Raw genomic sequence first — 25294 nt, 5'->3', positions numbered from 1 at the left:
AAAAGCCCCGGAAATCCGGGGCTTTTTTTATTCGTTTATTTCTACTTCGATTGTTTGAACCTTCTGTTTTGGCGTGGGCGCAAATACAAAGGTATAGATCCACATTAGGGTGAATGTAGGAACGAAATCGGTAAATGGAAGTATCTCTTCAAGGAATACCACCACGGCAGCGATCTTACCGGTATCGCCTTCGTACATATCCGTCATCTTCTTAGCCGCATAAGGTGCCCAGATAATATCGAGGAAGGGCCCGACGCCCGGAATAAAGGCCGTAGCCATACCAACCGCATCGTAAAAGAGTCCTTGTTTTAGTAGTTTGAATTTATTTTTCTTCATGTTGAGGTATTAAATTATATGAATCATAACGCAAGAAACCTGCCAAAAATTACGCCAGGTCCGTGCCTATGAGTCGCATAAACTCGCTTCTTGTTTCAATTTTCTCGAATTGCCCCCTGAATCCGGAGGTTGTGGTCATGCTGTTTTGCTTCTCTACCCCTCGCATCATCATACACATATGAGCTGCTTCGATAACCACGGCAACTCCTTTAGGTTGCAGAGTATCGTTTATACATTCCAGGATGTTGTGCGTAAGCCGTTCCTGTACCTGTAGCCTGCGTGCAAAGACATCCACTACCCTGGGTATCTTGCTCAATCCAACGATGCGGCCATCCGGGATATAGGCTACGTGTGCCTTTCCGAAGAAAGGTAGGATATGATGTTCACACAGGGAGTAAAGTTCGATATTCTTAACCACGATCATATCGTGATATTCCTCATCGAACATGGCAGAGGTAAGGATCTCGGCAGGGTTCATGTCGTAACCCGATGTAAGAAACTGTATGGCTTTTGCTGCCCGTTCCGGGGTCTTGGCAATGCCTTCTCTTCCTACATCCTCTCCAATTCCTTTCAGAATTTCGGAATAGTTTTGTTTCAACTCATCCGTGATGGGCTGATTGTATTCTTCATAGCGTTTATACGACCCCATATTATTTTAATTTTTCTGAATAAAACTTTTTTATCTTCTCGATCTTCGGACTTATTATGAACTGGCAATACGGCTGGTTCTTGTTCTGGTTGTAATACTCCTGGTGACTCACTTCCGCAGTGTAGAAAACATCCAAAGGTGTGATCTCGGTAACTATCTTATCGTTAAAGATACGTTCCTTCTCTAGAAATCCAATAAACTCTTCGGCTTGCTGTTTCTGTTCTTCCGATGTATAAAAGATCCCACTGCGGTACTGTGACCCTACATCATTGCCCTGCCTGTTGAGAGTGGTGGGATCATGAGTGGCAAAAAATACTTCAAGTAGAGTCTTGAACGAAATGACCTTCGAATCGAAAGTGATCTCTACTCCTTCCGCGTGGCCCGTCCTTCCCGAACATACCTCGCGGTATGCCGGATTTTTTATACTACCACCGGTATAGCCAGAAACAACATTTTCTACTCCATCAAACCTTTGAAACACCGCTTCTGTGCACCAAAAACAACCACTTGCAAAAACAACTTTTTCTAATTTCTTTTCCATAATCAATTCAACTATCTGACTGTGAACAGTCACTCATAAAAATGCATATTTTATTTAACTTTTCATTAATATCAACAGCAAAAATGTACTTGTAGCTTTGTGGCACGAACAATCGAGATAGAATCTCACTGTTTATGCGCAAAATAACCATCGCCCTACTTCTTTTCTTCTCTATCCAGATCTATGCTCAGGATAAAAAATCAATGGAGGCCATACGTGTAAACGAGGCTCCTACTATCGACGGGGTATTAGACGATACTTTTTGGGATTCATTACCCACATATGGAGATTTTAATATGTACGAACCGGGAAATGAAGGTGAAGTAGATTCAAAATACAATACCGAGGTAAAAATGGCCTATGACGATAACAACGTTTATGTGGCTGCCTACATGTACGATCCTGATCCCTCAACCATCCTAACACAATTCTCTCAAAGGGATGAGGTCTTTGTGCAGGCCGATCGATTTTCCATTGCGCTGAATACCTATAACGATGGAATCAACGAAACTCACTTCTTTGTCACCGCGGCGGGTACCATCGGTGATGCCCGGGCCGAAAGAAACGATTTCGACTTTGGATATAATGTGGTGTTTGAATGTAAAACATCGATGGATGAAAAAGGTTGGTATGCCGAATTCAGGATACCCTACAACGCCCTCCGATTTCCTCAGCAACCCGAGCAGGATTGGGGTATAAACTTCTACCGAAGGATCAACCATATCAACGAAACACACACCTGGAACCTGATCGATATTACCACCGGATCTGAGTCCTTGTATAGCGGTAACGTGACTGGTGTAAGAGATATCGACCCACCGATCCGCCTTACACTATTCCCCTTTGCACAGGGATTGGTGTCCGATAATGATGGAGAGACCGAAACAAACTTCAGCGCCGGTATGGATGTGAAGTATGGACTAAGTGATAGCTTTACCTTAGATGCCACGTTGATCCCGGATTTCGGACAGGTGGCCTTCGATGAAGTCCGACTAAACCTTGGACCATTCGAGCAAACCTTCAATGAAAACCGTCAGTTCTTCACCGAAGGTGTTGAGCTCTTCAATAAGGGTAGGATTTTCTTCTCCCGCAGGATTGGAAATGAGCCTTCCGGACCTCTGGAAGATCTGAACGAAAATGAAGAATACGATGAATTTCCGAACAAAGTAAACCTATTGAATGCGCTCAAGGTCTCAGGAAGGACTCAAAAGAAACTCGGGATTGGGGTTCTAAATGCAATTACAGAACGCACCTACGCCCGGGCTACAGATACCATAACCGGGATTAGTAGAAAGCTACTGGTCGAGCCCCTGGCCAATTACAATATCTTTGTTCTCGACCAGCAATTCAATGATAATTCCTCTGTATCGTTGATCAACAGTAATGTAACCAGGGAAGGGAGTTTTCGGGATTCTAACGTGACCGGTCTGGTTTTCGATATTGCTGATAAAGGCAATAATTTCAGGTTCTCCGGCCGTGGTATAATGAGTAATGTAAGTGAGATCGATGTGAATACCACTGGAATTCGAACTGAACTGGATATCTTCAGAATAAAAGGAAGGTTCAGATATAGGGTGGGTCACGATTTTGCAGATACCGAACTCGATATCAATGATCTCGGACTCAACTTCAGAAATAATTTCAACAATTTTACCGTAGGGATGTCCTACCAGATCTTCGAACCCACCAATACGTTTAATGAATACCGCTTCAGTTTTACTGCCCGACACAGGAGGCTTTATCGACCTTCAGTACAAACCAGTAACAATTTTGACCTGAATTGGTTTTTCCTCACCACCGAGCGTTTTGCATTTGGCGGGTTTGTTGGTTTCAACAGTGATAACGACGATTATTTTGAACCACGAGTGGATGGGAAATTCGTTACTTTCAGCTCAAACTTAGGAGGGCGTCTATGGTGCTCTTCAGACTACAGGAAGAAATTTGCCTATGACATAGGAATTGGTCACAGAACCTGGTTTGAAGATCCACAAGTGGGCTGGTTCTTTGATGCCTCACCTCGTTACAGGTTTTCGGACAAGTTTTTGGTTGTTTTAGCTACCGACCTCTCCTTCAGGGAGGATCAGTTTGGTTATATAGACGATGACGGTGTGGATGTGTTCATGGGTCAGCGTGATATCATTAATATTGAAAACGTGATAACAGCCAGTTATAACTTTGATCCCTACAAAGCGATCGATCTGCGTTTCAGGAATTTCTGGAGTACGGCCGATTACAGTGACGATATATTCTTTATTCTGAATGACGACGGAAGCAGAACGGAATTTGATTATGACACTTCGGAAAACGACCCGAATCGGAACTTCAATATCTGGAACCTCGACCTCAGTTTCCGATGGCGATTTGCTCCCGGTAGTGAAGCAACTCTGTTATACCGAAACCAGATCTTTAACCTGGATGAGCTCGCAACATTGAATTACCAGGAAAGCCTGGATAACCTGTTCGCGCAGCCACAACAGAACACCGTTTCCTTGCGGATCACCTATTTCATCGATTACAACAATGTAAAGGGATTATTTAAAAAGAATTCCTAATTAATTCTGAATTGTATGTATGGAAGGAAAGCTGTACTTTCACCTTGATTTTGGATTCCCAAACTATGATTGAAGCCAGGAATATTCATAAATATTTTGACGACCTACATGTTTTAAAAGGTGTGGATATCACCATAAAAAAAGGTGAAATTGTCTCCATAGTAGGGGCTTCCGGGGCGGGTAAAACCACGCTTTTACAAATCCTGGGGACGCTGGACAAAGGGAATGAAGGCGAAATAAAGATCGATAATACCGTAATCTCCTCCCTGTCGAGAAAGGAACTGGCAAAATTCAGAAATGCTTCATTGGGATTTATCTTCCAGTTTCATCAACTACTACCAGAGTTCACTGCCCTGGAAAATGTGTGTATTCCTGCCTTCATTAAGAAAACGCCAAGGGCTGAGGCTATGGCTCGAGCCGAAGAAATACTTGAGTTTCTCGGGTTGAAAGATCGGGCGCATCACAAACCCAACGAATTATCGGGCGGTGAGCAACAACGTGTGGCCGTAGCCAGGGCGCTTATCAATAACCCCAAGATTATCCTCGCCGACGAACCCAGCGGAAACCTTGATACCGAAAGTGCCGAAAATCTTCACAACCTGTTCTTTAAACTGCGGGACGAGTTTGGCCAAACCTTTGTGATCGTAACGCACAACCAGGAATTAGCGGGTATGGCCGACCGCAAACTGGTAATGCAGGACGGTAAAATCATCAACTAAATGAAACGTTCGGAACTGAAAGAATTCCTGGACGAAAAAGCAGCCTTATACAACCAGATATCATTTCTGGATACAGACCCTATACAGATCCCGCATCGCTTCAGTAAAAAAGAAGACATAGAAATTGCTGCCTTCCTAACTGCTACCATTGCCTGGGGTAACCGTAAAAGTATCATTCAGAACGCCGCGCGCATGGTGGAACTCATGGATGAGAGTCCTCACGACTTTGTTATGAACTTCAATCCGGACTTGGAAGCACGGTTCAAGGGTTTTGTCCACCGTACGTTCAACGAGGTTGATATGGTGTATTTTCTGAAGGCGCTACAACATATCTACCTGTATCACGGAGGACTGGAAACTATTTTCAGCGATCATGCCAAAAAGAACAATCTTCAACAGGCAATTCATGAATTCAGGGCTCTTTTTTTCGAACTACCCCACCCCGGGCGAACCGAGAAGCACATAAGTGACCCACTTAAGAACTCGGCGGCTAAGCGCATCAATATGTTCCTTCGCTGGATGGTTAGAGATAACAGTACGGGTGTAGATTTCGGATTGTGGAATTCAATATCCCCTGCTCAGCTATCTTGTCCGCTGGACGTCCATTCCGGGAACGTCGCCAGGAAACTAAAATTGCTGAAACGGAAAGCCAACGATGCAAAAGCGGTTCTGGAGCTGGATAACTCTCTTCGGAAACTGGATCCTATGGATCCGGTTAAGTATGACTTTGCTTTGTTCGGCTTGGGTGTATTTGAAAAATTTTAACATTATTTTAAGATATTTAGGGCTAAAAAATGTATTTCATCGATTTTTTATGTTTTTTATCTTAATTTTTTTGTTAATTATGTAAGTATTATCCTACATTTGACATCTAACCCCAAACCAATAAATTATGAGAACTAACATTACTCTATTCGCATTAGTAACTATTTTACTGTTTTCCTGTAGTCCGGAAAACGAAGATTTTGTTCAAAATGATGCTGTTGAAAATTTCGAGATCATTATTATCGATGGAGGCGTTACAGGTGATCCAACAGCAACCACATGTACTGAAACCACAGATTTGATAGCGGGTCAGAATACGGTTGTTGGTACTGTAGATATCACTTATGATCCTGCTAATGATACTTATACCATCACGTATACCACTGAAAATGGCTGGGAACTGGAAGAGACTCATCTCTGGGTAGGTGATTGTGCAAATCGCCCTGCTAATAATCCTGGCAACCCTCTAATTGGTCAATTTCCATTCTCTGAGTCACATACCGGTGGAACAACCACCTTTACCTATACCATTGATGGAGCCAATTTAAACACCATTGGTTGTCTGGCAGCTCATGCTTCTGTAGACGGGCCAAACGGAGAGAATGAAACCGCATGGGGAAATGGCTTACCTTATGGTGGAAACAGTTGGGCCATGTATTTTGAATACGATTTTTCCGAATGCCAATAAAATCCTAACTCGATAAAAGAAGCCGCTTTCGCGGCTTTTTTTGTGGGTTATAATTCAAATTCGCTCTAAATCAAGTATCTTTACGAGAACAACAATACCTCTCCGCTCTTGCGAGGATAAAATAAAAAAATTGATTGCACCAACGATACCGGCTGATGACCAGCAGAGGATCGACGCACTTCGAAGTTATGAGATCCTTCACACCGAAAAAGAGGAAGCTTACGATCAAATAACCGAACTTGCCTCGCATCTTACAGATACACCTATTTCCTTAATTTCACTAGTAGACAAAGACGAAGTCTGGTTTAAGTCCTCTTATGGCCTGGATATTACCTCCAGTACCAGGGAAGTTTCGTTTTGCGGACATGCCATAGGACGAAAAGAACAGATGATGGTTTTGGAAGATATTAGGAACCATCCGGATTACCACGATCATCCGTATGCACATCTCAAGAATAATCCTATTCAATTCTACGCGGGTGTCTGCCTGCTCGACAATGAGGGTCACGCGCTGGGAACCCTCTGTGTGCTGGACAACAAACCAAATACCATTTCAGAAAAACAGATCAAGGCGCTCCAAGTGCTTGCAAAGCAAGTGGTAAAATTGATCGAACTGAACAAAAAGAACAAAGAACTGAACTTGGTTCAATCTGAGTTGGAAGAAAAGAATAAAGACCTTCGCGATTTTGCCGGTAGGGTTTCGCACGACATGAAAATGCCACTTGCGAATATGATCGTTACAACCGATATCCTTCGCAGCCGCTATTCCGGAGATCTTGACGAAGAGGCTATAAAGTATCTTAATTATCTGAAGGATTCGTCATTTTCCCTTAGCGAATATATTTCAGGAATGCTCACTCATTACGAAAGCGACCGTATTGCCGCGGCCAGGGATGAGGAATTCGACCTCAACCATCTCCTGGAAGACATTATCGAGTTAATGAATATCGACCATCAGTGTGAGATCAATTTTCCGGAAACCGACTATGAACTGAGCTGCAACCGTTCGGCACTGGAGCAAATATTACTTAATCTCATTGGTAATAGCCTGAAATACAACGATAAAGAGACGATCATCATCAACATCGATTGTAAACTGGACGAAGGCTTATATCACTTTACAATTTCCGATAACGGGATCGGAATCCCTGAAGACAAGCTGGAAAGTATCTTCGATCTCTTTGCAACGGTTGGGAACCTGGATCGCCAAGGAAGAAAGGGAAATGGTATCGGACTGTCAACTGTAAAGAAACTGGTAACTAAGCTTGGCGGAACCATAGGTGTGGATTCTGAACTTGGAAAAGGAACCACTTTCAAATTCTCGATCAAAGGAAATTAGCAACATCTTAACAGCGATATCCCACTTGTTTATTCAAAGCATTTCATATCTTTGACAAATATTTGCCGGAATGCAGTTCAAACACCCTGAAGTACTATACGCACTCTTCTTACTGCTCGTCCCGATTTTCATTCACCTTTTTCAATTACGTCGCTTTCAGAAGATCGACTTTACCAATGTTGCATTTCTGAAAAAAGTAACGGTTGAGACCCGAAGAAGTTCTCAGCTTAAAAAGTGGCTTACCTTATTACTTCGGCTTCTTGCTATCGCATGTATGGTGCTGGCTTTTGCCCAGCCGTTCACTGCTTCTAAAAGTGCGTTGAACACCGAGAAGGAAACCGTTCTCTACATCGATAATTCATTCAGTATGCAGGCCAAAGGCGCAAACGGACCTTTGCTGCAACGCGCCTTACAACAATTATTTGAGAGCAGTTCAGGGGAGACTACCCTCAGCTGGTTTACTAATTCTGAAACGAGAAGAGAAGTCTCCACCCAGGATTTCAAGAGTGAAATTCTTTCCATTCCTTATGTTCACCAGCAACTTAGCCCTGAAGAGGTATTCTTGAAGGCCGAACAATTATTCTCCAATTCACAAACTGCTCAAAAACGTCTACTAATGGTGTCGGATATGCAGTTGAAAGGAGAACTGCCGGATATTCCTGAAGATATCATTCTTGAAATCGTTCAACCACGGCCGGTCTCCAACGTTAACATTGCTTTGGATACAACCTATGTTGCTGCCAAGAGTGCAACAACTACTTCACTGGATGTTGTAGTTAGTAGCCAGGGAGATACTCCAGAATCCGTCCCGGTATCGCTCTATAACGGAAATACCCTGATCGCCAAGATCGCTGCCGATCTAAGCGTCCGAAATCCGAATACCATACGTTTTGATATCGAAAATCCAGTTGGTTTCAAAGGCAGGCTGGAAATTAACGATGCGAACCTCAGATACGATAACTCGCTCTATTTCACCATTAATATTCCGAAGAAAGTTAAGGTGATGTCGATCAATGAAGCGAATTCCGACTTCCTTACCCGACTCTTCGAACAACCTGAGTTCGAGTACGAAAGACAGCAGTCCAGCAACTTGAATTACAACGATATACCTGATCAGAATTTCGTAATACTCAACGAACTGAGATCGATCCCTCCTTCGCTTGCTACCGCCCTTAATTCCTTCCTTGAAGGCGGGGGTAACATGATGATCATTCCTTCTGAAGAGGCTGATATTACAAGTTATAACAGACTACTAGCAGGTCTGAATGCCGGAGCTATTAATGCGGTAGTAAACCAGGAAAAAAAGATCTCGCAGATCGTATTTGCTCATCCCCTGTACGAGTCGGTATTTGAAAAGCAGGTTGTGAACTTCCAGTATCCGAAGGTGAATTCTTATTTCACCATGAATAGCAATGCTACTGCTGCCCTACGATTCGCAGACGGTAAACCATTCATACTGCAATCGGAAGGAGTTTATCTGGCAACAGCAGCTATGAACGCGGAGAATTCAAACTTTCAAAGTTCTCCCCTAATCGTTCCTACCTTTTACAATATGGCAATGCAGAGTTTACCGCTGGCTGAGTTGTATTATGAAACCGGAATTCAAAACACCTTTGCCATCCCAATTGAACTGAGCCAGGATGAAATTCTGAAGATCGCAGACAGCACCAGCACTTTTATACCTTTACAACAATCCAAAGCGACACAGGTGATCATTACTACCTCGGATTCCCCTGAAAATGCCGGAAATTTCGATGTATTGCGAAATAATGAACCTCTCGAGGGATTGAGCTATAATCACGGGCGAAGCGAGAGTTTGTTGCAGTACCACGCCCCCGAGTCTTGGGAAGGCGCGCGGTATTACGAGGATGTGGTTGCGATGTTCGATAGTATTTCAGAAGAAAACAGTATCAACAGCTTTTGGAAATGGTTTGTTATTTTTGCAGTAGTTTTCCTGGTACTCGAACTGCTGGTGCTAAAATTTTTTAAGAACTAAGTTATGAGTCTACTCCTACTGAAATCGGCTACAATAGTAGATGCTGCCAGCAAGCACCATCTGAAAAAAAGAGATATCCTGATCGAGAATGGGGTTATCCGGAAAATAGGAGCTTCAATAAAAAACGAAAAGGCCAAAACCGTCACACTGGAGAATCTTCATGTGTCTCAAGGATGGTTCGATTCCTCGGTTTCCTTTGGGGAACCAGGGCTTGAAGAAAGAGAAACGATTTCCAACGGTCTGAGGACAGCAGCACACAGCGGCTTCACGGCTGTAGCGGTTAACCCAAATACCAACCCGGTAAACGATAGCAAAGCAGGAGTGCAATTCCTAATGGCAAAAGGTGAAGGCAACCCGGTAAACCTCTATCCTGTGGGTGCACTCACGGTTAGAAGCGAGGGTGTAGATCTGGCCGAATTATACGATATGCATTCGGAAGGGGCTATAGCCTTCGGAGATTACAAACATCCGGTTGAAAACGCCAATTTACTCAAGATTGCACTTCAGTACGCTCAGAATTTCGGCGGATTGGTACAATCGATGCCCATGGAGCCCTCGGTTGCCAGGAAAGGGGTAGTGAACGAACATGTGAACAGTACCTTGCTCGGACTGAAAGGGATACCCTCACTGGCAGAAGAACTGCAGATCACACGCGATCTCTACCTGCTGGAATATACAGGAGGTAAATTACACATTCCAACGGTGTCAACCAGGGCCGGAGTTAAACTCGTCAGGGAAGCAAAGAAAAAAGGACTGGATGTGACTTGTAGTGTTTCAGTTTCTAATCTTGTACTTACGGACGACCGACTTGAAGATTTTGACACAAACTACAAACTTTTACCTCCGCTACGCACCGAGTCGGATCGGAAGGCACTCTTAAAAGGCCTGAAAGACGGAACTATCGATGGGGTAACCAGCGATCACAATCCTATCGATATCGAAAATAAGAAGACAGAGTTTGACCATGCCATGTTCGGAAGTATAGGACTGGAGAGCTGTTTTGGAGCGCTGAATTCGGAGATTGGGACGGAAGCTTCGGTCGCTGCCCTCGTGGCCCTGAAAGATCGCTTCGGAATTGATTCAAACTTGATTGAGGAAGGATCTACTGCCGAATTAACGCTCTTCAATCCGGATCACGACTATGTCTTTTCAGAAGAAAATATTCTCTCAGCATCAAAGAACTCAGCCTTCCTGGGTGTCCGAATGAAAGGAAAAGCCTACGGTATCTACTCGAACAAAAAACTAGTCCTTAATTCCTAAGCTATGGCTCCTCCTGGGAAATCAAAAGCTGTTATTGCATATATCACCATTATTGGTCTGTTGATAGCCATTTCCATGAACAAGGACGAGTCGCACGAATTCGCCTCTTATCACATTAAGAACATGTTCGGCCTTACATTGATGTTTTTTGTATCGGTTGCCATGTCCTACCAGGAGTACCTGCTCTGGCCGGGCGCGATTTTCTTTTACGGGAGCATGCTTTTCTGGCTCATTTCCCTGGTCATGGCCCTTTTAAACCGAAAGTCGGGCATTCCGTGGTTAAGTGATAAATTCGGCCAATGGTTTACTTTTTTAAACTAGGAAGTCCTATCTTTAAGGTATAAACTCTAACCCTTAAAATTTTAGCTATGTCGGATACTGCTTCAGGCGATGGGAAAACCATTGCGATCATTTCGTACATCACCTTAATTGGATGGATCATTGCTCTTGTTATGCACAATAATGATAAAACCGATCTGGGCGCCTTTCACATTCGCCAGTCATTGGGTATAATCTGTGTTGCCATTGCCCTGTCTATAATCAACGCCGTAATTGGTATCCCGATATTTGGCTGGATCATTCAGCTAGCTATCATTGCCTTCTGGATCCTTGGATTTATCGGTGCCATCCAGGGCGAGAAGAAACCGGTTCCCCTCTTGGGAGAACAGTTCCAGGAGTGGTTTAAAGGTATCGGATAATAACATTATTGTTTTAAGAAGCAGCCGCGGTTTTGTAACTTGCGGCTTTCTTTTTGTTATGAAAAAAACACTTCCATTAGAACACAATTATCGTCCGTCCAGCCTGGACAGCTCCCCTCCTGCCATCGTTATGTTACATGGCTTCGGGAGCGATGAGAATGATCTTTTTTCGTTTGCTTCTGAATTGCCTTCGGAATACGCCATCATCTCAGTGCGGGCTCCTCTGAGTATGCAACCTTTCGGAAATGCCTGGTATTCTATCTACTTTGATGCAAATGAAGATAAATTCAGTGACGATGAGCAGGCGATAGAATCCAGGGAACTGGTATCCATCTGTATAGACGAGATCATTTCAGCATACAATATAGACCCAAAAAGAATCACCCTAATGGGCTTTAGCCAGGGAACTATTCTCAGCTTTGCCGTAGCCCTCTCCTACCCTGAAAAAGTATCGAGAGTGGTTGGTTTAAGTGGTTATGTAAACAAAGACATCCTGAAAAAAGGATATGAGAGCAATGATTTTAGCAAACTTAAGGTATATACTTCCCATGGATCCGTGGATCAAGTGATCCCGGTGGAATGGGCACGAAAGTCCAAGCCGTTTTTCGATGAGTTGGGAATACCTTGTGAGTACTCGGAATTCCCGGTGGGCCATGGTGTGGCACCACAGAATTTTTACGAGTTTAAGGAATGGCTGAAAACCACTAGTTAGGATACAGCGTACTTCCAATAGGTGTAAGCAACAACTGGTTCTCCTGGTCGAAGAAATAATCGATCAACACCTCTCCCCAGTAGGTCCCGTCGGTGAAGTCTGCCAGGACCCATCGATGGTTAAGGAAGCGCACTTTGTTAATGCGCATTTTTCCATCCTGACTTTCAATAGGCACCAACGGATTTTGTTCGTTCCCGAAATTGGATTCGTAGATGGCCTCACTTACCAGGCCCTGTACTTCTTCTGCATCCATCGCCATGTTATCGAAATAACTCATCGCATTCTCGTTTCCAAGTAGCGTAAAATAATCCAGTTCCATGACCTTGTCGTTAAGGACATTATTTATAGAATCTCTTTCAGCCACCTGGTTGGTGAGTGAATTGATCTTTTTCTCCTGAGATTCGAAGATGGTCTTTTCGTTCATATACTGAAAAAGGATGAACAGTACAGCGAAAAAGAAGAGGTACATAAATATTCGTTTCTTCATCTTAAATGTTGATTTTTAAACCATCGTACGCGAGGAAGACGTTTTCCGGTAGTTTGGTTTCCACTTCAGCATGGAAGCCCATTAAATGACTAATATGTGTAAAATAGGTGGTTTCGGGTTGTATCTTATCTACTAACGCCAGTGCTTCCGAAATATTTAAGTGAGACTGGTGTTCTTCAAATCGAAGGGCATTAATTACGAGCACTTTGGTTCCCTTTACTTTTTCTACTTCTTCTTCGGAAATGGTCTTGACATCCGTGAGGTAGGTAAATTCATCTATACGAAAGCCAAGTACAGATAATTCTGCATGCAACACTTCTACCGGAACGATTTCTTTACCTCCAATTGCAAACGTATGGTGTTTGCTGATTTCGATCTCTTCAATTGTGGGAGCACCCGGATATTTATTTTCCGTAGTGAAGATATAAGCGAAGCGTTCATGAAGTGCCTTGAAAACGCGGTTATGAGCATAAAACGGTACGTTTCCCTGCCTGAAATAGAATGGACGAATATCATCGATACCAGCTGTGTGATCACTGTGTTCGTGGGTAAGTAGTATACCGTCGATACGCTGTACATCCTCTCGCAGCATTTGCTGACGGAAATCTGGGCCACAGTCTATTACATAGGTATATCCATCCCACTCAACCATTACAGAAACACGCAGTCGTTTGTCCCTGGGATCGGTACTTTTACACACGGGATGATTGCTACCGATTACCGGTATTCCCTGTGATGTTCCTGTGCCTAAAATTGTAACTCGCATTTCTAATTTCTGCGTTATTCTTAAAATTTTGTGTTTGGATATACTAAGATTTGAAAAATCCTTAAAATAACTTCCAAAAACTGACAATTATCAAAATCTGTTGACAAATTTAATTCTAAATTAGCAACCGATATCAAATTTTTATCAAATATGACTATTGGTATTCTAAAAGAAACGCAGCAGGGCGAAACACGCGTCGCCATTTCACCCAAAATTGCGAAACAACTCATCGATAAAGGATTCAAGATCCTAGTTGAAGAAGGAGCCGGCGAAAAAGCCTCATTTAAGAATTCAGAATACCTGGAAGCAGGTGCTGAGATTGAGATTAGAGGTGTTGTCTTTAAGGAGGCAAATGTACTGCTCAAGATCAACCCCTTCAATGAAGAAGACCTCAAGCTGATTGATGAAAGTCATGTACTTATTAGTCAGCTGTTCCACAAATCCCACCCGGAATTAATTAAGGCCCTGGCTTCGAAAGGAGTTTCGGCTTTTTCTTTAGATGCTATGCCAAGGATCTCGAGAGCACAGGATATGGACGTGCTAAGTTCGCAAAGTAACCTGGCGGGCTATAAGGCTGTGATCCGTGGTGCATATGAAATGACCAAGATCTTCCCACTTATGATGACTGCCGCAGGTACCATCACCCCGGCAAGGGTTTTGGTGTACGGTGTAGGAGTTGCCGGATTACAGGCCATTGCAACCGCCAAGCGACTGGGAGCAATTGTGGAAGCTACGGATATCCGTCCTGAGACCAAAGAACAAACAGAGTCACTGGGTGCAAAGTTCATCGTAGTAGAAGACGATGAACCTTCAGAAGCCAGTGTGTATGCCAAGGTTGCTTCCGAAGAATACCAGAAAAAGCAGAAAGAAGCGGTGAATAAGTCCCTCTTCCAGGCAGACCTGGTAATCACAACAGCAATGGTTCCCGGACGTAAATCGCCGGTTCTCATCACAAACGAACAGGTAGAACAAATGAAAAATGGTGCTGTGATCATCGATCTGGCAGCAGCACAGGGTGGTAACTGCGAAGCGAGTAGAATGAACGAGACAGTTGTGAAGAATGGTGTGCGCATCATTGGTACAACCATCGCTCCGGAGAGTGTCTCCACCAACGCCAGTGAACTATTTGGTAAGAACTTGTTGAATTTCCTTGATCTTCTTATCGAAGATGGTGAATTCAAATGGGAACTGGATGAAGAGATCACCGATGGCACACTCATCGTGCATAAAGGAACAATTCGAAAAAACGGTAACACAGAATAATTTTTTGATATGACTGAACTTATAGATTTTATTTCAAACAACCTTCAGATGATCTACATCGTGGTCCTGATGATTTTTGTTGGGGTTGAAGTAATCGGAAACGTGCCGGCGGTTTTACATACCCCACTCATGTCTGGTGCGAACGCCATTCACGGTGTTGTAATCATTGGGGCGATCCTGGTAATGCTGGGAGCCGACCCGGAAAATAAGTTGGCATTGTCTCTGGGCTTTGTGGCTGTTGTTCTAGGAACATTGAACGTAGTAGGTGGATTTGTAGTTACAGACCGTATGCTGGAAATGTTTAAAAAGAAAAAATAATGGAATATATCTTCGGACTGGAATTTATTTATCTCGTAGCTTCAGTAACCTATATCATAGGTCTGAAAATGCTGGGACATCCTGAAACGGCCCGCCGCGGTAACCTTATTGCCGCCGCAGGTATGACACTTGCCATCCTTGGAACGATATTCCTCTACCAGGGAGAAGTGCCCACCTTTATTTACATTCTTATTGGTGTAGCCATTGTTATTGGTACCATCATAGGTTGGTTAAAGGCAAAACGTGTTCAGATGACGGCTATGCCGGAATTAGTATCACTCTTCAACGGTATGGGTGGTGCCAGTGCGGCACTCATCGGATTGATAGAGTTTGAACACTATCACGGACAAACACTTTCTATCGTTACCATTTTAGGAGGTATCATTATTGGTAGTATCTCTTTCAGTGGTAGTATGATCGCCTATGGAAAGTTGAATGGAACGTTTAACAAGCCCATTCGACTTCCGAAGTACAACCTTATTAATAATGTGTTGCTGCTAGGCTTATTTGTATTTGCAGGTTATATTGCTTGGACGCATAGTGAAAGTCAGTTATTCCTATATCTGATTTTCTTTGCTGCCTTAGCCTATGGAATACTCTTCGTAGTACCAATTGGTGGTGCAGACATGCCAGTGGTAATTTCCTTGCTGAACTCATTTACAGGTTTGGCGGCTGCATTAGGAGGGTTCCTTTACGGTAATATGGTAATGTTAACTGGTGGTATCCTGGTAGGATCGGCTGGTACCATTCTAACCTTCGCTATGTGTAAAGCCATGAACAGGCCGCTGTCTAATGTGATCTTCGGTGGGTTTGGAGATAAAGACACTACAGCTGCAGAAGGCGGATCTAAAGTTACGGGTAGTATTAAGAAAGCAACTGTGAGTGATGTAGCCATACTGATGAACTACTCTCAGAAAGTGATCATAGTGCCAGGTTACGGTTTGGCTGTGGCCCAGGCACAACACGCCATCCACGAACTAGAGCAAATACTTGAAAGCAAAGGCGTACAAGTAAAATACGCCATTCACCCTGTTGCAGGTAGGATGCCCGGACATATGAACGTACTCCTTGCAGAGACCAACGTGGAATACGATAAACTGGCGGAAATGGAAGACGTGAACCCGGAATTCAACAGTACGGATGTTGTATTCGTAGTTGGTGCGAACGACGTAGTGAACCCTGCGGCTCATAACGATCCTAGCAGCCCGATCTACGGTATGCCAATCCTGGATGCCGAGAATGCTAAACAGATCATAGTTAACAAACGAACTATGAAGCCCGGGTATGCAGGTATTGACAATGAATTGTTCTACAATCAGAAAACATCCATGCTCTTCGGAGATGCCAAGGGTGTGATACAGGAACTGATCAATGAATTGAAAGGAATGTAGATCAAGTAATTCTTTTACATGATGATGAAGCCATTTTCGATAAAGGAAATGGCTTTATCGTTTTATTAACTGCCGTTTACTTTCAGTAACTATCGAATTTTAATACCTTTGCTTCAGGTCATTCAATCATTTTCGAGGCTATGGAAATCACGTTAAAAGGAGATAAAGAATTTGATAATATACCTTCCATAAAGCAGAAGGCTCTCCGCATTAATCTTAACGAGCACATCTACGGTACCTTCGCCGAAATCGGTGCAGGACAAGAAACTGTTCGCCAGTTCTTTCGTGCCGGAGGTGCTTCCGGAACCATTGCCAAGACGATGTCGGCTTACGACAAAGACTTCAGTGACGCCATTTACGGGCACGAAAAAGACGGTCGCTATGTAACAGAAGCGCGACTTAAGAAAATGCTCAATCATGAGATCGATCTTATCGAAGATCGTATCAGCAGGATCAAACATCCGGACAAGATGTTCTTTACTTATGCTAATACGGTTGCCACGATTGATTTTGCAAAAAGATACAAAGGACATGGTTGGGTAGGGATTCGATACCAGATAGAACCATACCAGGACTATAACGAAATTACCCTCCACATACGTTTCAAGGAAAACGATGCACGTCTACAGCAGGAAACTCTGGGGATTTTGGGTACCAACCTGATCTACGGTGCTTTCTACAAATATAACGAGCCTAAGAAATTACTGCGATATCTCTACGACCACCTGCACCAGGATCAATTGGAGATCGACACCATTAATTTCTCAGGACCACTGTTTGATGATGTGGATAACCGACTTATGAGTTTACAACTTGTAAAGAACGGAATGACGGATGCCGTGATGTTTTCTCCTGAAGGAACTAACATTCTTCCGGCCAAAGTACTTTACAAAAGAAATATTCTGGCTTTGAGAGGAAGTTTCCGTCCGGTGACCAAGGTGAATATGGATATGTATGAACGTTCTATAGAAATGTTCATGAATGAAACCAGGGTGAATCCTGATAAGACACAGGTAATCTTCGAGATCACACTTTCGAACCTGCGAGCAGAAGGTGAGATAGACGAACAGGATTTCATGGACAGAGCAGAATTGCTCTGTTCTCTCGGTCAAACGGTGCTCATTTCCAATTTCAAAGAGTACTACAAACTTGTTGAATACTTCTCTCAATATTCTAAGAATCGTATGGGACTTGCCATGGGAGTGAATAACCTGGTTGAGATTTTCGACGAAAAATACTATAGGCATTTGAGTGGAGGTATACTTGAGGCCTTCGGAAAATTATTCTTTAAGGATCTGCGGGTATATCTGTATCCAATGCAGGATGAAGAAGGTTCTATTGTTAACAGTGAGAACCTCAAGGTTCATCCTAGAATGAAGGAACTATACAAGTTCTTCAAATACAACGGTAAAGTAGTAGATATTGAAAATTTCGATCCTAATACCCTTACTATATTCTCAAGAAAGGTGCTGAAAATGATCGCCAATGACGAAGAGGGATGGGATGCCATGCTTCCCGAAGGTATCGCCAAGATAATAAAGAATCAGAATTTATTCGGGTACAAACCCAAGGCACTTGCCGGTAAAGACGAATAAAAAAGCGACCCTCGGGTCGCTTTTCTTTTATGCTTCGAGTATTTGTGCTGCGTGATCCTTCGTCTTCACTTTGTCTATTACGCGCTCCACTAGCCCGTTCTCATCAATTAGAAAAGTCTTTCGGTGGATTCCGTCATATTCGCGTCCCATGAACTTCTTAGGGCCCCATACGCCAAAAGCGTTTATCACTTCCTTTTCGGTATCGGCTAATAGTGGGAAAGGGAATTCGTATTTATTTCTGAAGTTGGCCTGTCTCTTTTCAGAATCCGCACTTACACCTAACAATTCAAAGCCTTGCGACTGCAATTCTTTATAATTGTCTCGTAAATTACAGGCTTCCATAGTACAACCCGGTGTACTCGCTTTTGGGTAAAAGAAAACTACGAGCTTCTTTCCTCGATAGTTGGATAAGGAAACAAGATTACCATCCTGATCGTTTACTTGAAAATTCGGGACCTTGTCCCCTGCTTTTAATGTTTGCATCGCTTATTTTTGTGTAAAATTAGAGAAAATGAACAAGCAGGAAAAGGTTGATTTTGTTATTGAAACGTTAAATACACTCTACCCTGAAGTTCCTATCCCTTTGGAACATAAAGACCCGTATACCCTGCTAATAGCCGTTCTCCTCTCTGCCCAGAGTACTGATGCCCGGGTGAACCTGATTACACCACTCCTTTTTGAGGTGGCAGATAATCCCTACGACATGGTGAAGCTTTCGGTGGAAGAGATAAGGGAAATTATCAAACCGGTAGGCTTATCTCCAATGAAATCAAAAGGAATACATGGGCTCTCACAGATTTTGATCGACAAGCATGGAGGAAAAGTACCTGCCGACATGCATGCTCTGGAAGAACTTCCAGCTGTGGGACATAAAACAGCCAGTGTGGTTATGAGCCAGGCGTTCAACGTTCCAGCCTTCCCTGTTGACACACATATTCATCGCCTTATGTATCGTTGGGGGTTTTCCAATGGAAAGAATGTGGTTCAAACCGAAAAGGATGCTAAACGGCTCTTTCCAAAGGATGTATGGAACAAATTACACTTGCAAATCATCTATTATGGGAGGCAATATTCACCTGCACGCGGCTGGGATCTTGAAAAAGATGTGATTACTAAAACTGTTGGGAGGAAGTCGGTGATCCGGGAATATGAGAAGGCTAAAAAGAAGAGGTAAGTTCTTTTAAATATCAAATTTCAAAAGCCAAATCACAAATAAAAAAATCCCCGTGACACATGGCTTCGGAGATTAAAGAAAAAACCCTCCGAAGCTTTCGCGGCGGAGGGTCCAAAGTTTAGTTTAGAAGTGCTTCAAACTTCATTTTATTATAATCTATAACACTTAAAGCCTTCGAATAGTCAAGGAGAAATTTAATTGTTTCGTCCTTCGGAACGTTATTTTTATTCACGCGTTCCGAACGTGAGGTTTCAGAGTACATTTTTTGCATAGAACGTTATTTTGAGGTTTTTGTTCCTTAATAACGAGCCTATTTTCAGATTATTGTATTAATTCGTTAATATAATATTGTGCTTACTAATAACCTTTCTCAAATTTATAAGAGCGTAACGCATTCTCCCTAAAGCGGTATTTATGCTTACCCCTGTTTGCTCACTGATCTCCTTAAAGCTCATATCCTTGTAAATTCGCATGATCAGAACTGTTTTCTGATCCTCAGGAAGTTCTTCAATAAGACGGCGAACATCACTTTCCACCTGACCCTTGATCATTCTTTTCTCAATATTCAGGCTTCCATCACTTAATACCGAAAAAATGTTGAAATCATCATTGTTCTCAAATTTCGGCATTCGGTTATTCTTTCTGAAGTGATCTATTACCAGATTGTGTGCGATTCGCATTACCCAGGGAAGAAACTTACCTTCTTCATTGTAGGCCCCTCTTTTCAAGGTGTTGATCACCTTGATGAAAGTATCCTGAAATATATCCTCGGCGACATCACGGTCGTATACCTTGGAATAGATAAAACTGTAGATTCTTTGTTTGTGACGGGTAATTAGCTCGCAAAGTGCAGTTTCATTGCCTTTCATGTATGCGCTCACGAGATGCGCATCGGTTGTCGTGCTTTGCTTCATATCAATACTCTTTTTATAAAATAAACAACTTTGGTTTTTTTGGTTGTCTAGCCGTAATGTTTATTTATGTAAAGTAGTAATGATCTATAGGCAATGAATTTTTTTGGTTCTTGTGAGGGTAAATATAAGAACAAAGATTTATGAAATGCAAAAAAAACATATGTTTTTAAACAATATTTTACCCTTTTACAGGTTTTTTCTCCGCTTTATCCCTTGTCAAGACTATTTTTATGCAATAATGTTAAAATCTGTATTTTTTTCTTTTCTGAATGAAAAAGAACAGGGATAGACCTAATATTCCTGGCTGAGTAGTATCTTTGCAAAATTCAGTAAAAGGAAGCCCAAATTGAGTACCGAAACCCTTAGCACCAAAGAAAATATCCTGATCCAGGGAGCAAAATTGCACAATCTTAAGAATGTGACCGTTGCCATACCCAGGAATAAATTGGTAGTGATCACCGGGCTTTCAGGAAGTGGTAAATCCAGCCTTGCCTTCGACACCTTATACGCAGAAGGGCAGCGGCGCTACGTGGAAAGCTTGTCTTCCTATGCAAGACAATTCCTTGGCAGACTCAATAAACCCAAAGTAGATGCCATAAAGGGTATCGCCCCGGCAATCGCCATTGAACAGAAGGTGAATGCTACTAACCCGCGATCTACCGTAGGTACCTCTACCGAAATTTACGACTATCTCAAACTCCTCTATACCCGCATTGGCAGGACCTATTCGCCGGTATCGGGCAAAGAGGTGAAGAAAGACACAGTAACAGATGTCATCGACCACATAAAAGGCCTGCCAGAGGGTGAAAAACTACTTCTCCTCTCTCGCATTCACCTGGAAGAAGGAAGATCGATGGAAAACAAGATCAAAGCATTGGCACAGCAAGGTTATGCCAGGGTGAAGATCGAAGAAAAGGTAGTAAGGATCGATGAGTTAAAGGAATCGCTTCCAAAGGATATATTTTTAGTTGTCGACAGGGTAATCACCCAGAATAACGAAGATTTTTATAATCGACTGGCAGATGCTGCAGAGGTTGCGTTTTTTGAAGGTAAGGGAGAATTGATCCTGGAGGACATCGCGAGCGGAAAGTCAAAAGAGTTCAACAACCGATTTGAAGCAGATGGAATCACTTTTCCGGAACCAAATGTCCACCTGTTTAGTTTTAATAATCCCTACGGCGCTTGTCCGAAATGCGAAGGCTATGGCGATGTGATCGGGATAGATGAGGACCTTGTTATTCCCAATACAGGTTTATCCATATACGAGAACGCCATCTTTCCATGGCGCGGCGAAAGCATGGGATGGTACCGTGACCAGTTAGTGAATAATGCCTATAAATTCGACTTCCCTATCCATAAACCCTGGTTTGAACTAACTGAAGATCAAAAGCAGCTGGTTTGGAGCGGCAACAAGTATTTCGAGGGGCTTCACGACTTCTTCAGTTTCTTAGAGTCCAAGAGTTACAAGATCCAGAATCGGGTGATGCTGTCGCGCTATCGTGGAAAAACCCGTTGTAGTACCTGTAATGGTAAGCGACTGCGTCCGGAAGCTTCCAATATCAAGATCAATGGTGTCGCCATACAGGAATTAGTTGAACTTCCGCTGCATGAGGTTGCGGATTTCTTCAATTCAATAGAACTCAACGAGTACGATCAAAAAGTATCCAAACGTATACTGATAGAAATAAAAAACCGACTTTCATTTTTAATGGATGTTGGACTGAGCTACTTAACCCTGAACCGGAAATCGAATACACTATCCGGTGGGGAATCCCAACGAATTAATTTAGCCACTTCGTTGGGGAGTAGTTTAGTAGGGTCCATGTACATTTTAGACGAGCCAAGTATTGGCCTGCATCCCAAGGACACCGAAAGATTGATCAGCGTATTACAATCCTTACGTGACCTGGGCAACACAGTGATCGTTGTGGAACACGATGAAGACATCATGAAAGCAGCCGATGCCATTATCGATATTGGTCCGGAAGCAGGTACTCATGGTGGTGAAGTAGTTGCTGAAGGCAGTTACGAAGATATCCTGACCGCCGATTCCCTAACAGCCAAATATCTGAACGGGGTTATGGAAATTCAGGTACCTGAAGCAAGACGGCAATGGAAGAACAGTATCAAGCTGGTAGGCGCCCGTCATAATAACCTTCGGAATATTGATGTTGAGTTCCCTATTGGTGCGTTCACCGCGGTGACCGGCGTTTCGGGAAGTGGAAAAAGTACGTTGGTCAAGAAGATCCTTTATCCTGCCATGCAGCGACATATTGGTGGTTACGGTGAAAAACCGGGTCAGTTCACTGCTCTCGAAGGAAATTTCGAAAGTATAAAAAGTATAGAGTTTGTAGATCAGAATCCTATAGGGCGCTCAAGCAGGTCGAATCCGGTGACCTACATCAAGGCTTATGACGATATCAGGAATCTGTATGCCGATCAGAAGCTTTCGGATATACGAGGGTACAAAGCAAAACATTTCAGTTTTAATGTGGATGGAGGCCGCTGCGATACCTGCAAAGGTGAAGGTGAAGTAACCATTGAAATGCAGTTCATGGCCGATGTGCATCTGGAATGCGATATCTGCGGAGGCAAACGCTTCAAAAAGGAGATCCTGGAAGTACAGTTCGAAGGAAAGAATATTAGTGATATACTGGGGCTAACCGTGGATGAAGCCATGGAATTCTTTTCCGAGCACGAAGTGAAGAAGATCACCAATAAACTGAAACCATTGCAGGACGTTGGACTGGGCTATGTACAACTGGGGCAGAGTTCTTCTACCCTATCTGGTGGTGAAGCACAGCGAATAAAGCTGGCATCCTTCCTGGTAAAAGGAACTTCCAAGGAAAAGGCCTTGTTTATCTTTGATGAACCTACTACAGGCTTACATTTCCATGACATCAACAAATTGCTTACTTCTTTCTACGCTTTGCTGGACCGTGGCCATACAGTGATCGTTGTGGAACACAATATCGATCTTATCAAGTGTGCGGATCATATTATCGACTTAGGTCCCGAAGGAGGTGAGCGTGGCGGACAGGTGGTTGCCAGTGGAACTCCGGAAGTTGTTTCCGAAACTACCGGATCATTCACCGCCGAGTACCTAAAGGGTAAGATTTAACAGCATTTCAGACATTTTTTTAATAACTTTAAGGGTTGGTTTTCTGGTCCATGGCGAAAATTTGGATCGGCAAACCTCCTAACCGTTAATGTGTCTGTTATGAAACGATTTCTACTCGTTGGATTTATCCTTTTTCTGAATTTATCTTTCGCTCAACCCTATTTACCCATGCTGGATGAAGATCATGTCTGGAATACCGACTTCTACGTAGATCCTTTCGGTGGAGGGCAAACCGGGATTGTTTCCAGTGAGAATTATGTAGCAGGTGAAACCGTGATCAATAATGAGACGTATAAATCGGTGTATATCGACGGTGAACTTGGAAGCTGCCTGGTACGAGAAGAGAATGGCATTGTGTATAGGTATGATACGAATGCGAACGAGGAAGTCATCATTTATGACTTCACCCTTGAAATTGGAGATACTTTTGAATTCCCCCAGATCATTTTCGAGGGTTTTTGTGGTGCATTGGGGTTTTATAATGGGCCTTTGGAAATGACCGTAACAGATAGAACCACTGAATTCATCGCCAACCAAAACAGGGTGGTGATCACCTTCGACTATATAAGTGAATTCAGTGTGCAATGTCAATGGATCGAAGGCATAGGTTCTACCTTAGGATTTGACCCCGTTGGTGATGTGATCGATATTGGCAGCCGCTACCTGGTATGCTTTACGAAAAACGGAACCACTTATTTCTTCAACAACGCCACAGCCTGCGACAATACCAATCTTTCAGTTCCTGATAACTCAAAAGACCAAATAGTTCTTGCCCCTAACCCGGTTCAGGATATATCAATTCTTCAGTTACCTTCGGAATTAAACGTGGATACTGTGCGCATTTATGATATCACCGGAAAGGTTATTTCCGAAGCAACAATAACAAAGAATTACCTAACGATCAACGCCATGGACTTTTCTGCCGGTATTTATTTCTACCGGGCAATTAGCGAAAACAAAGTGAACAAAACGGAGCGGTTTATTGTGAAATAGATGTAGGCTTCGGTTGTGGGTTGTCAGTTGTCAGTTGTCAGTTGTCAGTTGTCGGTTGTCAGTTGTGGGTTGTGAGTTGTGGGTTGTGGGTTGTGGATGTCCGATTTCCGATGTCCGATGTCCGATGTCGGTTGTGGGTCGTTAGTTTGTTGCTTAAGCAGACCATTCTATCAACAAACTAAAATACCAGAATACTAACATACCAAGATACCAACCATCTAATAATCCAACAGTCCAAAAATCCATAAATCTTCTAAACTCATAAACTAATAAACTCATAATCAATTACTTACATTTTTGGCACGGCTATTGGTTTTTTGTAACCGAATAGCGTAAGTCGGCATCGCTAATTATGCCGAATAACCCAAAATACATTGATTATGAAAAAAAGTATTTTACTAGTAGCACTGTTCCTTTTTGGAATGACTACGCAGACTTTTTCCCAACGCATCAGAAATGTAGATCACTTACCGGGTAATTACGATCGCTATTACAATTCGCATGAAATTCGTTTTGTAGAAAATGGTGTACTGTACTCGGTTGCTACCGATGGATCGTTCAAATTTCGACCACTTTATAGCCCCTACCACTCACAACGTGGACGATGGAACTACAACACGAGTTATTACAATTCAACCCCTGGAGGTGTAACCTATGCGAACACAAGACCTATTGAAAGGTTTAGAGTGAGATACGGCAGACACGGACGCATCAAAGCAATTGGTCCCGTACTCATCCGTTACCGAAGAGACGGTCGTGTAAAATACATTGGATCTGTAGCAATGACCTATCATCGCGGACTACTCCATACTGTTGGAAACCTACAGGTTTTATACAACCGAAGGGGTAAGATTCGTACCACGATCGGACATGTAAACAGACACAACAAAAGATTTTGGCACGATGATTGGTATAGAAATAATAACGATTGGGATGGCGATGATTTTTATGACGAATGGAACGATGATTGGAGCCACAATCGCAGAAAAAATAGAAAAACACATTAATACATAGTTT

The 25294-nt window shown here is 42.9% G+C and carries 26 protein-coding genes; 18 read left to right on the top strand and 8 right to left on the bottom strand.

The window, feature by feature from the left end:
* Positions 1 to 27: 27 nt before the first annotated feature.
* From J1N09_RS11860 to msrA, 3 genes are read right to left on the bottom strand one after another with little or no spacing between them, the layout of a single operon-like run.
* Positions 28 to 336 (bottom strand): hypothetical protein, encoded by a 309-nt coding sequence (locus J1N09_RS11860; RefSeq protein ID WP_265200435.1) that lies wholly within the window; start codon positions 334 to 336, stop codon positions 28 to 30.
* Positions 337 to 385: 49 nt separating this feature from the next.
* Positions 386 to 985, bottom strand: a complete 600-nt coding sequence (folE, locus tag J1N09_RS11855) for a GTP cyclohydrolase I FolE (protein ID WP_265200434.1) — start codon at positions 983 to 985, stop codon at positions 386 to 388.
* Position 986: 1 nt separating this feature from the next.
* On the bottom strand, positions 987 to 1526 hold the full coding sequence (gene msrA, locus J1N09_RS11850; RefSeq protein ID WP_265200432.1) for a peptide-methionine (S)-S-oxide reductase MsrA: 540 nt from the start codon (positions 1524 to 1526) through the stop codon (positions 987 to 989).
* A 134-nt stretch (positions 1527 to 1660) separates the two neighbouring features.
* Between msrA and J1N09_RS11845 the strand changes: the two genes are divergently transcribed.
* The 10 genes from J1N09_RS11845 to J1N09_RS11800 all read left to right on the top strand — a co-directional run bounded on the left by J1N09_RS11845 (position 1661) and on the right by J1N09_RS11800 (position 12255).
* Complete coding sequence (locus J1N09_RS11845; protein ID WP_265200430.1) at positions 1661 to 4078, top strand: carbohydrate binding family 9 domain-containing protein; 2418 nt, start codon at positions 1661 to 1663, stop codon at positions 4076 to 4078.
* A 65-nt stretch (positions 4079 to 4143) separates the two neighbouring features.
* A complete protein-coding gene (locus J1N09_RS11840; RefSeq protein ID WP_265200429.1) occupies positions 4144 to 4797 on the top strand; it encodes an ABC transporter ATP-binding protein in 654 nt (217 codons plus the stop codon).
* Positions 4798 to 5562 (top strand): TIGR02757 family protein, encoded by a 765-nt coding sequence (locus J1N09_RS11835; protein ID WP_265200428.1) that lies wholly within the window; start codon positions 4798 to 4800, stop codon positions 5560 to 5562.
* A 127-nt stretch (positions 5563 to 5689) separates the two neighbouring features.
* Positions 5690 to 6250 carry a hypothetical protein gene (locus tag J1N09_RS11830; protein WP_265200427.1) on the top strand — a complete coding sequence of 187 codons (561 nt, stop codon included), beginning with the start codon at positions 5690 to 5692 and terminating at the stop codon, positions 6248 to 6250.
* Positions 6251 to 6380: 130 nt separating this feature from the next.
* Complete coding sequence (locus J1N09_RS11825; protein ID WP_265200425.1) at positions 6381 to 7589, top strand: sensor histidine kinase; 1209 nt, start codon at positions 6381 to 6383, stop codon at positions 7587 to 7589.
* Between the two features lie 70 nt (positions 7590 to 7659).
* Positions 7660 to 9585 (top strand): BatA domain-containing protein, encoded by a 1926-nt coding sequence (locus J1N09_RS11820; RefSeq protein WP_265200424.1) that lies wholly within the window; start codon positions 7660 to 7662, stop codon positions 9583 to 9585.
* 3 nt (positions 9586 to 9588) lie between these two features.
* The gene (locus J1N09_RS11815) at positions 9589 to 10845 is read left to right on the top strand and encodes a dihydroorotase (RefSeq protein ID WP_265200423.1); all 1257 of its coding nucleotides are present in this window, start codon (positions 9589 to 9591) and stop codon (positions 10843 to 10845) included.
* Between the two features lie 3 nt (positions 10846 to 10848).
* Positions 10849 to 11166 carry a hypothetical protein gene (locus tag J1N09_RS11810; protein WP_265200422.1) on the top strand — a complete coding sequence of 106 codons (318 nt, stop codon included), beginning with the start codon at positions 10849 to 10851 and terminating at the stop codon, positions 11164 to 11166.
* Between the two features lie 47 nt (positions 11167 to 11213).
* On the top strand, positions 11214 to 11543 hold the full coding sequence (locus J1N09_RS11805) for a DUF4870 domain-containing protein (RefSeq protein ID WP_265200421.1): 330 nt from the start codon (positions 11214 to 11216) through the stop codon (positions 11541 to 11543).
* 58 nt (positions 11544 to 11601) lie between these two features.
* Positions 11602 to 12255, top strand: a complete 654-nt coding sequence (locus tag J1N09_RS11800; protein ID WP_265200420.1) for an alpha/beta hydrolase — start codon at positions 11602 to 11604, stop codon at positions 12253 to 12255.
* Here the strand turns inward: J1N09_RS11800 and J1N09_RS11795 are convergent.
* Positions 12248 to 12742, bottom strand: coding sequence for a hypothetical protein (locus J1N09_RS11795; RefSeq protein WP_265200419.1), 495 nt, complete (start codon positions 12740 to 12742; stop codon positions 12248 to 12250). The genes J1N09_RS11800 and J1N09_RS11795 overlap by 8 nt on opposite strands.
* Before the next feature lies 1 nt (position 12743).
* Positions 12744 to 13508: an MBL fold metallo-hydrolase gene (locus J1N09_RS11790; protein ID WP_265200418.1), complete on the bottom strand. Its 765-nt coding sequence runs from the start codon at positions 13506 to 13508 to the stop codon at positions 12744 to 12746.
* 150 nt (positions 13509 to 13658) lie between these two features.
* On the opposite strand from J1N09_RS11790, the gene J1N09_RS11785 reads away from it, so the two are divergent.
* From J1N09_RS11785 to J1N09_RS11770, 4 genes are all read left to right on the top strand, one after another.
* The gene (locus J1N09_RS11785) at positions 13659 to 14771 is read left to right on the top strand and encodes a Re/Si-specific NAD(P)(+) transhydrogenase subunit alpha (protein ID WP_265200417.1); all 1113 of its coding nucleotides are present in this window, start codon (positions 13659 to 13661) and stop codon (positions 14769 to 14771) included.
* A 9-nt stretch (positions 14772 to 14780) separates the two neighbouring features.
* Positions 14781 to 15089: an NAD(P) transhydrogenase subunit alpha gene (locus J1N09_RS11780; RefSeq protein ID WP_265200416.1), complete on the top strand. Its 309-nt coding sequence runs from the start codon at positions 14781 to 14783 to the stop codon at positions 15087 to 15089.
* On the top strand, positions 15089 to 16480 hold the full coding sequence (locus J1N09_RS11775; protein WP_265200415.1) for an NAD(P)(+) transhydrogenase (Re/Si-specific) subunit beta: 1392 nt from the start codon (positions 15089 to 15091) through the stop codon (positions 16478 to 16480). The genes J1N09_RS11780 and J1N09_RS11775 overlap by 1 nt, the downstream gene beginning before the upstream one ends.
* A 140-nt stretch (positions 16481 to 16620) precedes the next feature.
* Positions 16621 to 18075 carry a TonB-dependent receptor gene (locus tag J1N09_RS11770; protein WP_265200414.1) on the top strand — a complete coding sequence of 485 codons (1455 nt, stop codon included), beginning with the start codon at positions 16621 to 16623 and terminating at the stop codon, positions 18073 to 18075.
* A 27-nt stretch (positions 18076 to 18102) separates the two neighbouring features.
* On the opposite strand, the gene bcp is transcribed toward J1N09_RS11770, so the two are convergent.
* A complete protein-coding gene (bcp, locus tag J1N09_RS11765; RefSeq protein ID WP_265200413.1) occupies positions 18103 to 18558 on the bottom strand; it encodes a thioredoxin-dependent thiol peroxidase in 456 nt (151 codons plus the stop codon).
* A 28-nt stretch (positions 18559 to 18586) separates the two neighbouring features.
* Here bcp and J1N09_RS11760 point away from each other — a divergent pair, with 28 nt between their 5' ends.
* Positions 18587 to 19249 (top strand): endonuclease III domain-containing protein, encoded by a 663-nt coding sequence (locus J1N09_RS11760; RefSeq protein WP_265200412.1) that lies wholly within the window; start codon positions 18587 to 18589, stop codon positions 19247 to 19249.
* 118 nt (positions 19250 to 19367) lie between these two features.
* On the opposite strand, the gene J1N09_RS11755 is transcribed toward J1N09_RS11760, so the two are convergent.
* Both J1N09_RS11755 and J1N09_RS11750 read right to left on the bottom strand, forming a co-directional pair.
* A complete protein-coding gene (locus J1N09_RS11755; protein WP_265200411.1) occupies positions 19368 to 19520 on the bottom strand; it encodes a hypothetical protein in 153 nt (50 codons plus the stop codon).
* 58 nt (positions 19521 to 19578) lie between these two features.
* On the bottom strand, positions 19579 to 20163 hold the full coding sequence (locus J1N09_RS11750) for an RNA polymerase sigma factor (protein WP_265200410.1): 585 nt from the start codon (positions 20161 to 20163) through the stop codon (positions 19579 to 19581).
* A gap of 346 nt (positions 20164 to 20509) precedes the next feature.
* On the opposite strand from J1N09_RS11750, the gene uvrA reads away from it, so the two are divergent.
* From uvrA to J1N09_RS11735, 3 genes are all read left to right on the top strand, one after another.
* Positions 20510 to 23284 (top strand): excinuclease ABC subunit UvrA, encoded by a 2775-nt coding sequence (uvrA, locus tag J1N09_RS11745; RefSeq protein WP_265200409.1) that lies wholly within the window; start codon positions 20510 to 20512, stop codon positions 23282 to 23284.
* A gap of 99 nt (positions 23285 to 23383) precedes the next feature.
* Complete coding sequence (locus J1N09_RS11740) at positions 23384 to 24277, top strand: T9SS type A sorting domain-containing protein (RefSeq protein WP_265200408.1); 894 nt, start codon at positions 23384 to 23386, stop codon at positions 24275 to 24277.
* A 380-nt stretch (positions 24278 to 24657) separates the two neighbouring features.
* A complete protein-coding gene (locus J1N09_RS11735; RefSeq protein ID WP_265200407.1) occupies positions 24658 to 25284 on the top strand; it encodes a hypothetical protein in 627 nt (208 codons plus the stop codon).
* The last annotated feature ends 10 nt before the right edge of the window (positions 25285 to 25294 follow it).

This window comes from Aureitalea sp. L0-47 (assembly GCF_026126405.1).
Lineage (GTDB): Bacteria > Bacteroidota > Bacteroidia > Flavobacteriales > Flavobacteriaceae > Pukyongia.
This window is presented reverse-complemented; position numbering and strand designations above follow the sequence as displayed.